This window comes from Rhodocyclus tenuis, from assembly GCF_014197755.1.
Taxonomy (GTDB): domain Bacteria; phylum Pseudomonadota; class Gammaproteobacteria; order Burkholderiales; family Rhodocyclaceae; genus Rhodocyclus; species Rhodocyclus tenuis.
Window position 1 is genome coordinate 21,397 of record NZ_JACIGE010000018.1, and the last position, 8,259, is coordinate 29,655.

The window sequence follows — 8,259 nt, forward strand, 5'->3', positions numbered from 1 at the left end:
ACGGACACGGGGGGCGCTCAGCTGCCGCCGGAGTCAACAAATACCTGTGCGCTCCCCATCCACCCCGCTTGTGCGGGGTTTTTATTGCCTTTTGCGCCGCTGTCATTGGCCTTCGCTGATCCGGCGTTTTGCCGTAATCATTCAGCCATATTGGCCGTGTATGGTGAATCGTTCCTGAATCCACCGATTGATCTGTCATGCTCGCTGTACTCGATCGTCAGCAGCGCCTGCTCAAGACACGGCTCAGTCTGGCTTCTCTGCTCGATGTCGTGCTCGATCCGCTGGTCATCATCGCCACCTTGCTGGCGTGCGTGCTGGCCCACGATGCGAGCGTCGAGGCGCCCTACATCGTTCTGGCATTGATCGTCTTTTCCCTGACTTTTCCGGGTATTTCGCGCGTCCAGGACGCGCCCGGCAAGCTGATTCGCGACGTATTCCTCTCCTGGCTGGCTCTCGGCACGATTCTGGTTTTTTTTGGTTACGCCACCGGCTACCTGAAGATATTTCCGCAAAGCGTCGTCATCGCCTGGCTGCTTGCGACGCCGTTCGCGCTGGCGGCGGCGCATCTCGTCGCGCGCGCGCTGGTGCCGCGCGTGCTGGCGATGCAGTCCAACCAGCGCACCGCAGTCATTGCCGGCACCACCGAGCAGGGGATCGGTCTGGCGCGGCAGTTTCGCGATGACCCTTTTCTCGGCATCCGGCTCGTCGGCTTTTTCGATGACCGCGACCGGGAACGTCTCGGGCCTCTGGCGACGGGAACGACCGCCCTCGGAAAACTCAGCGAGATGGCGGCCTTCGTCAAGGAGAACCGGATTGACCTCATCTACATCACGCTGCCGATGGCTACGCAGCCGCGCATCCTCGATCTGCTCGACGAACTGCGCGATACGACGGCGTCGATCTACTTTGTTCCCGACCTGTTTGTCACCGACCTGATCCAGGGACGCCTGCTCAACATCAAGGGCATTCCGGCAGTTGCCGTCTGCGAAACGCCTTTCGTCGGCATCGACGGCGTGATCAAGCGCGCCAGTGACATCGTGTTGTCACTACTCATCCTGCTGCTGATTTCGCCCTTGCTGCTGGCGATCGCCATCGGCGTCAAGCGCAGTTCGCCGGGGCCGGTGTTGTTCAAGCAGCGTCGCTACGGCGCCGAGGGCAAGGAAATCCTGGTCTACAAGTTCCGCTCGATGACGGTGTGCGAAGACGGCGACCATATCGTTCAGGCAAGGCGTGGCGACCAGCGCGTGACCCGGCTCGGTGCCTTCCTGCGCAAGACCTCGCTCGACGAACTGCCGCAGTTCTTCAATGTGCTGCAGGGGCGCATGAGCATCGTCGGCCCGCGCCCGCACGCCGTCGCGCACAACGAGCTCTACCGCAAGCTGGTCAAGGGCTACATGATCCGGCACAAGGTCAAGCCCGGAATTACGGGCTGGGCGCAGGTCAACGGCTTTCGCGGTGAAACCGACACCGTCGAAAAGATGCAGAAGCGTATCGAGTACGACCTCGACTACCTGCGCAACTGGTCGCTTGGCCTGGATCTGTCGATCATCCTGAAAACCGTCGGCGTCGTCTTCCGTGACCGGCATGCATATTGACACCCTGATTGCATCGCCACGTCTGCGCGCGCTCTTCGCTGGCTTGTGCTTTGCCGCCGCCGGTGTGCTTGTCATCGGCCTGCTTGGCATTGGTGCGACGCCGGTTGCGGTCGGTCTGGTCAATGAACCCTGGGACAAACTCGCGCACCTGGCGACTTTCGCCGTCCTCGGCGGACTGCTCGCCGCCGGCTTCGGCGGTGGACGTCCGTGGCTGGCGACGGCGCTGGCCCTGTCGGTCGGCATCGCCGACGAGGGTTTGCAGCTCTTTCATCCCGGACGCCAGGCCGGTTGGGACGATCTTGCCGCCGACCTCGCCGGTGCCGCGCTGGCGGCGCTGGCGCTCTGGTTCTTCCGCGAAAAGTGGCGCTAGGCCGGTAGCCGGGTGCCCGAGCCAGGCAGGGGCACTGACGTCTCTCCGCCAACATCCGCCGGCGAATGCAATGGCCCGATCGGGCCAGCGGGGCGGCAGGGTTTTCATCTTTTTGACACGAGCGTTTTCTAAGCTGACGGGCATGGGTCGTTCCATTGCCAGTGAGGAAATCGATGCGCTTCGTCAAAACCACGCCCGTGCCGCAAACGGGCGGCTCCTGTCTCAAATCGCTCACCGGCAGCGCCCTGTTGTTCGCGCTCTTCACTGCGCTGCTGCCGGCGACGAGCCACGCGCATGGCGCCAGCGTCGTGCCGCACCGGCTTGCAGCCATCGAGGTGCGCGGTGAGTTGCCGCCGCCGAAAGCCGGCGTCGCCAGCATCAAGTTCGGTGAGTTCTTCCGCATGCCGATCGGCCCGCACGGTCTCGAGCCATCTGAAAAACTGCTGGGGCTGAACGGCAAGCCAGTGCGCCTGGTGGGCTACATGGTGCGCGATGAAACTCAGGGGGCCGGCCATTTCCTCTTCTCGCCCCTGCCGGTTTCGCTTGGCGACGAGGACGAAAGCCTTTCCGACGACTTGCCGCCGACCGCCGTCACCGTGCATCTGCAGGGCGTTGGCAAGCAGAACATTCCCTGGGTCGACGGGCTGATCCAGCTCACCGGCACGCTCGAAGTCGGCGCCCTTGACGAGGGCGATGGTCGTGTTTCGTCGGTGCGCCTGATCCTTGATCCGCAGCTCTCCAGACGCATCCTGCGCGCCAAGCCGATTGTTCGCGCTGCTGCTCACTAGTTCGCACTTTCCTTCCGCTTTCAACGACTCACTTCCTCTTCAGGAGAAACTCCATGCAGCAGCCCATCTTTGTCCGCAAGCTCCTGCCGGCGCTGATCTGTGCGCTTGGCACCGTCGCCAGCGTCGCCGAAGCTGCGCCGACCATCAGCCGGCTGACGCCGCCGTCGAACACGCTGTCGGCCGACGCCGTCACGCTGGCGCGCTTCCTGCCCGGCCAGCGTTTCGACCTGCAGGCGACGGTCAAGCCCGACGCCGGGACGATGATCACTACCGTCGAGTTCAAGGTTGACGGTGTCAGCGTCGGCGTCATCAGCGGCAGCGGTGTTGCCGGCAATAAGAGCCTGGTGCCGGCAAGCTCGCTGACGAGTTCGGTGCCGAACGCGGTGTCCGCCTATCTGCGCGGCTACGCCAACTCGGCTCCCGGCGTGCATACGCTGGCCGTCACGGCGACGCAGAGCGACGGCCAGGTAGTGAGCCGCGAAGGCAACTTCGAAGTTGTCGGTATCGTTGCCAACAACGGTCGTACGGCCAAGAACGTGATCATCATGCTCGGCGACGGCATGGGCGCCGCGCACCGCACGGCGGCGCGCATCATGGCCAAGGGCTACGCGCAGGGCAAGGCGCAGGGCCGTCTGGCGATGGATACCTTCCCTTACACCGGCATGGTGATGACCGCCTCGCTCGACTCGATCGTCACCGACTCGGCACCGGGCATGGCCAACTACGTTACCGGCAACAAGGCGCAGAACAACCAGGAAGGCGTCTATCCTGACGACACCACCGACGCTTTCGACAACCCGCGCGTCGAGTACCTGTCCGAATACCTGCACCGCAAGAAGGGCACCACGCTCGGCATCGTCACCACCGCCGATGTCTTCGACGCAACGCCCGCTGCCAATGCCGTGCATACCTCGAACCGCGGCAACGGTACCGGCATCGTCGACCAGTTCCTCGACGACCGCAAGCTGACCGGCCTGACCGTACTCATGGGCGGTGGCCGCAAGTGGTTCCTGCCGAATGCCTCGAATTCGACCAGCCCGCAGGCGATCAACGGCTCGCAACGCAAGACCTCAACCGACTACGTGCTGCCCGACGATCTCGTCGCCGGCTGGGGCGCCGCCAAGGGCAAGCTCGACAGCAACCGCGACCTGATCGCCGACTTCCAGGCCGCCGGCTATGCCTACGCCCCGGACAAGACTGCGCTCGACGCCGCCGGCGTTCCCGACAAGCTGCTCGGCCTGTTCACCTTCTCCAACATGAACGTCGCGCTCGACAAGATCAACGCGCGCCGCGGCGTGTCGACGGTGGTCAATGATTATGGCTTCCCCGACCAGCCGATGCTCGACGAGATGACCGACAAGGCCTTGAAGGTGCTGAACAAGAACAACGCCAACGGCTTCGTGCTGATGGTCGAGGGCGCGTCGATCGACAAGCAGGCGCACCTGATGGACAGCGACCGCTGGATTCTCGAAACGATCGAATTCGACCGTGCGATCCAGAAGGCCCGCGACTTCGCCACCGCCAACCCTGACACCATCGTCATCGTCACCGCCGACCACGAATGCGCCGGCGCGTCGATCATCGGTGCCTACACCGGCAGCGGCGCGGCGAAGAACAACGTTGCCACCTACGAAGCCGCCAAGTTTCCGAAGTATACGATCAACGCCGACGGCTATCCCGAGAACACCGACGTCGCCGGCAAGATGCTGATCGGCTACGGTGCCAACGCCGACCGCTACGAAACCTGGAAGACCTTCCCGCAACCGGCGCAGGACTCGCAGCAGCCGTTCTACAAGGATGCGCCGCTGAATACCTATCCGGCCAACGCCGCGGCGCGTACCGGCGACGGTTTCCTGATCAGCGGTCAGGTTTCGGGCGAGCAGGCGGTGCACACGGCGACCGACATTCCGCTGTCGGCCTACGGTCGCGGCGCCTCGCTGTTTACCGGCGTCTTTGACAACACCGATGTCTTCTTCAAGCTTGGCCAGATCGCCATCGGCGGCGCCAAGTAATTGCGACGGAAAAGGAAACTCAACATGAACAAGAATCTGTTCAGCCTGCGTAGCGCCGTTCTGGCCGCGGCGCTGGCGGCAAGCAGCGTCGCCGCGCACGCCGGAACCGTGATCAGCGCGACCCTCAGCTTCGACGACGTCGCTGCTGGCAGTAACGCCAACTCGGTCCTCGCGCCCAGGGGATCGGCGCTGCGCTTCGTCAGTCCCGACCGGGAAGACGACCTCGACGAGTATGGTTCCGAGACCGGAACTTTCCACTGGGTCGACGCCACCGCTACCTACGGCGAGGTGAAGGTGATCGCCAGCGAATTCGCGGTTTCCGGCGGCAACGTGCTCAGCAACGATGGTCAACATATCCTGCTGAGCTTCGCTTCGCCGGTGACGATCACCGCCTTCTCGGTCTTTCAGGACAAGTCTGGCTTCGGCAATGAGCAGACCGACGGCAGCTACTTCAGCTTCCTCGACGCCAGCGGGCACGAGATCGCCGGCAGCCAGGTCTTCTTCACACAGTTCGGTAATCCTGGCCTGGAGTTGAAGAGCACGGGAACGTTCGCCAACGTCAGCTCGATCTTCCTGCCGGCCGGCGTGAATTACGACAACCTGTCGCTAACGGCCGTCGCTGCCGTTCCCGAGCCGGGCAGCTGGGCGCTGCTCGGCAGCGGTCTGCTCCTGCTCGGTGCAATGAGCCGTCGTCGTCGCTTCTGATCGCAGTCCAGATCGACATGGCCGGCAGTCCTGCAGACTGCCGGCCATTTTCATGGTGCTCAGATTGAAATTGCTCCGCGGCCTCTGTCTCGCCATCTTCCTGCCTTTGCTGGTGCAGCCCTGCCTGGCGGGCAGTCCCAGGCAGATCGGCGGTGTAAAGCTGTTCGTCTCGGTCGACGCTGAGGGTGTCGTGCTGTATACCGACGTCGCACCGGCCGACGCCGATGATGCTGCCGGTACATCGCCGTCTGCCCACAGCCAGCCGGTGACTGGCAAGGCCGCGCCGCTGCGCCGCCCGGCGGTGGCGAATGGCGTCGGTGCAGGCAGCACGGACCTTGCGGCGGCCGAGGTCGTCGCCGAGACAGCCGAGGCTGTGTCAGGAGAAAGCGCTCCCCTTGCCAATCCTCGCCCGGAACTGCGTGACGGCGGCCTGCCGCCCGAAGACCGCTGAGGCCTTGCTGCACGCGCTTGCCGGGGCTACAGCAGGCAGTAATCGACCGGCTGCAGCATTTCGGGCAGATCGGTTTCGCCAAGTGCGTCGCGCAGGTCGATCTCGATGCGCCGGCTGATCGCGTCGAGCGGCAGGCTGTTCGGCAGCAGCGCAAAAGGGTCCTCGATTTCGTCGCCGATGGTGTCGAGGCCGAAGAAGGTGTACGAGATCAGCCCGACCACCAGCGGTGTCGAAAAACCGATGGTGTCGACCAGTCCGAAAGGCAGCAGCAGGCAGTAGAGGTGCGCCGTGCGGTGCAGCAGCAGCGTGTAGGAGAAGGGCAGCGGCGTTCCGTGCAGCCGTTCGCAGCCGTTCGCAGCCGGCCTGCACGCCGGCCAGCGCGGTGAGCTCGTCCTCGATACTGGCGCTGATCATCGGCGCCACATGCCCGCGCGCGGCGGCATCGGCGAGATCGGCGCTGAGCAGCTGCAGGATGCGGTCGGGCGGATTGGCGGCAGCAGCGACGATCCTGGCCTCGTCTGCCGGCAGAAAGCGCGCGCTGTCATCATCCCGCGTGCCGCGCAGCGAATGGCGCAGCGCATGCGTGAAGGCGATCAGCCGCCGCACGCGCACTGCCTGTTGCGCGCTTTCGCCGGGCTGGACATGGCTGATGGTCATGCGTGCCAGCGAACGCGCATGGATGATGAAGCGGCGCGCGAAATTTGACGCGGTTCTTTGAGATATTTAGCAGGCCTGCAATGTATCAGTAGATACAAACGAATTGCACGCCTTGTAACTACACTCAAAGCGCGTCGCGGAACATCGCTGGTATCAGATCGGCCACAGTTCCGCCTGCCGCGCGCCTGCGAGCACGAGCGCTTGCTCCAGCTCATTAAGCGACACGTCGACAGACGTGTTATCCGCCAGTGTCCATCGGATCGATGCGGCACCTCCAATCCGCATCCCGAGAATCGCGCGCGCCATACGCCCTTGGGCAACCTCGTCGCCATCAAATACTTTGTCAGCAACAGCGACGGTGATGGCAGCGACCGCCTCAGCGCGCGCTGTTTTTGCTACAGCGCGAGGATCGAGCACTGACGCATCATCGGTTGCCTGGCTGATGATGTCACTGAGCACAAATCCTTCACCATTCCATCGTGCCGCCTTTCCCGGCGGCACGTCGGGTGGCGAAACATCGATGCACCCCCCAGGGAGTAGGAATTTCCCCGGCTCCAGCGGGCTTTCATCTGCAATCGCCGCCCCGACAAAGAAACCGTCTCCATCGAGTTGCGAAACAATTTTTTCCATGATGATCCAGCCCTAGTAGGTGATGCAAGCAAGAAAAGCGACGGTGCGAACGCGAGTTTCCGTTCCGCCTGCGGACAAGGTGTAGTTGCCGGATGCGTAGCTGCCGCCGCGCGAGTTGCCGGACGTGTACGTGCCGTCGTTGCCAGAACCATAGTCATAGGCGTTCGTCGTTTGCTGGTGCGCATGACTTTTGTTCTCGCTGTCTTGCCAGCTCAAGAGCATGCGGCCAGCGTCAACGCCACGCCCGTCATCCCATCCGCGCAAGTGTTCGCCGCGAATATCAGGCAGCACGATGTAGGCCCCCGTGACAGACCGGCTGGTTGATGGATTGGCAGGATCTGTGCAGCGGTAGCCGCTCAACGAGGTAGCGTTGAGGGCGTCGCCAACATATATCGCGGCATCCAACGATGAGTACACCGCCCTGGACACGGCAGCTCCATTGGCCTTCAGGCGCCCCACTGGGGCGGTCGCCCTGGCGTAAAACTCAATTTTTCCCGGCGGCACAGAATCAATAGGGTCCAGCAAAATCCACCCGCCGGCGCCGCCATCCAACGACGACACGTACTCGAAGGAAAATGGGCCAGAGCCGTTGTAATCGCCGGCAGAGATCGCAACCGCCGCGGGAGATGCCCGCTTATAGATCTTCTTCGCGCCGGCGCCGACATCGAGCGTAGCAACGCCGCCGCTATTTGCCGCCGCAGGAATCGTCGTTACACGCAAACCTGTTGTATAGGCCGTAATTGCCGGTGCCAGTACACCGACAATAGCGTCGCCGGACCCCGTAGCAGCAAAGCGTACTGCCACCTGCCGCTGGATATCAGTCGAATCGAAGTCGATCGAAGCCGCCAAAGCGCTCGCCTCGGCGCCAAACTGCGCCAGCGCCGCGAAAAAAAAGAACGCCTTTTCATTGAATTGCTCTGGTGTATCGATCGGCGATGGCGGATCAGGCAACGGCGTCGACGTCCCCCCGTTTTCAGTAGCAGCGAGCTTTAGAGTCCGAGGCTAATGTAGCCGATTTCCGGATGAGTGATTCGGCATAGGCGGCAGGCGT

At 63.1% G+C, this 8,259-nt stretch carries 9 protein-coding genes and 1 pseudogene; 6 read left to right on the plus strand and 4 right to left on the minus strand.

The features are described from left to right. The first annotated feature begins 197 nt into the window (after positions 1-197). From GGD90_RS17385 to GGD90_RS17410, 6 genes are all read left to right on the plus strand, one after another. On the plus strand, positions 198-1,595 hold the full coding sequence (locus tag GGD90_RS17385) for an undecaprenyl-phosphate glucose phosphotransferase (protein WP_184415283.1): 1,398 nt from the start codon (positions 198-200) through the stop codon (positions 1,593-1,595). After that, on the plus strand, positions 1,585-1,965 hold the full coding sequence (locus GGD90_RS17390) for a VanZ family protein (protein WP_153118011.1): 381 nt from the start codon (positions 1,585-1,587) through the stop codon (positions 1,963-1,965). The genes GGD90_RS17385 and GGD90_RS17390 overlap by 11 nt, the downstream gene beginning before the upstream one ends. Positions 1,966-2,138: 173 nt before the next feature. After that, positions 2,139-2,753, plus strand: coding sequence for a hypothetical protein (locus GGD90_RS17395; protein WP_153118009.1), 615 nt, complete (start codon positions 2,139-2,141; stop codon positions 2,751-2,753). Positions 2,754-2,806: 53 nt separating this feature from the next. Further along, complete coding sequence (locus GGD90_RS17400; RefSeq protein ID WP_153118007.1) at positions 2,807-4,765, plus strand: alkaline phosphatase; 1,959 nt, start codon at positions 2,807-2,809, stop codon at positions 4,763-4,765. 24 nt (positions 4,766-4,789) lie between these two features. Beyond that, positions 4,790-5,470, plus strand: a complete 681-nt coding sequence (locus GGD90_RS17405) for a PEP-CTERM sorting domain-containing protein (protein ID WP_153118005.1) — start codon at positions 4,790-4,792, stop codon at positions 5,468-5,470. A 64-nt stretch (positions 5,471-5,534) separates the two neighbouring features. Beyond that, positions 5,535-5,921: a hypothetical protein gene (locus GGD90_RS17410; protein ID WP_153118003.1), complete on the plus strand. Its 387-nt coding sequence runs from the start codon at positions 5,535-5,537 to the stop codon at positions 5,919-5,921. Between the two features lie 26 nt (positions 5,922-5,947). Here GGD90_RS17410 and GGD90_RS17895 read toward each other — a convergent pair whose 3' ends face one another. The 4 genes and pseudogenes from GGD90_RS17895 to GGD90_RS18155 form a co-directional block, all read right to left on the minus strand. Beyond that, positions 5,948-6,259, minus strand: a complete 312-nt coding sequence (locus GGD90_RS17895) for a bestrophin family protein (RefSeq protein WP_221227829.1) — start codon at positions 6,257-6,259, stop codon at positions 5,948-5,950. A gap of 61 nt (positions 6,260-6,320) precedes the next feature. Next, positions 6,321-6,578: pseudogene (locus GGD90_RS18430) on the minus strand (hypothetical protein); the annotation flags it as partial. Between the two features lie 153 nt (positions 6,579-6,731). Further along, on the minus strand, positions 6,732-7,208 hold the full coding sequence (locus GGD90_RS17420; RefSeq protein WP_184415285.1) for a DUF4376 domain-containing protein: 477 nt from the start codon (positions 7,206-7,208) through the stop codon (positions 6,732-6,734). A 12-nt stretch (positions 7,209-7,220) separates the two neighbouring features. Next, positions 7,221-8,159, minus strand: a complete 939-nt coding sequence (locus GGD90_RS18155; protein ID WP_153118001.1) for a hypothetical protein — start codon at positions 8,157-8,159, stop codon at positions 7,221-7,223. Positions 8,160-8,259 lie beyond the last annotated feature (100 nt).

Coding starts and splice junctions, on each gene's coding strand:
- GGD90_RS17385 (WP_184415283.1), top strand. CDS start 198: ATGCTCGCTGTACTCGATCGTCAGCAGCGCCTGCTCAAGACACGGCTC.
- GGD90_RS17390 (WP_153118011.1), top strand. CDS start 1,585: ATGCATATTGACACCCTGATTGCATCGCCACGTCTGCGCGCGCTCTTC.
- GGD90_RS17395 (WP_153118009.1), top strand. CDS start 2,139: ATGCGCTTCGTCAAAACCACGCCCGTGCCGCAAACGGGCGGCTCCTGT.
- GGD90_RS17400 (WP_153118007.1), top strand. CDS start 2,807: ATGCAGCAGCCCATCTTTGTCCGCAAGCTCCTGCCGGCGCTGATCTGT.
- GGD90_RS17405 (WP_153118005.1), top strand. CDS start 4,790: ATGAACAAGAATCTGTTCAGCCTGCGTAGCGCCGTTCTGGCCGCGGCG.
- GGD90_RS17420 (WP_184415285.1), bottom strand. CDS start 7,208: ATGGAAAAAATTGTTTCGCAACTCGATGGAGACGGTTTCTTTGTCGGG.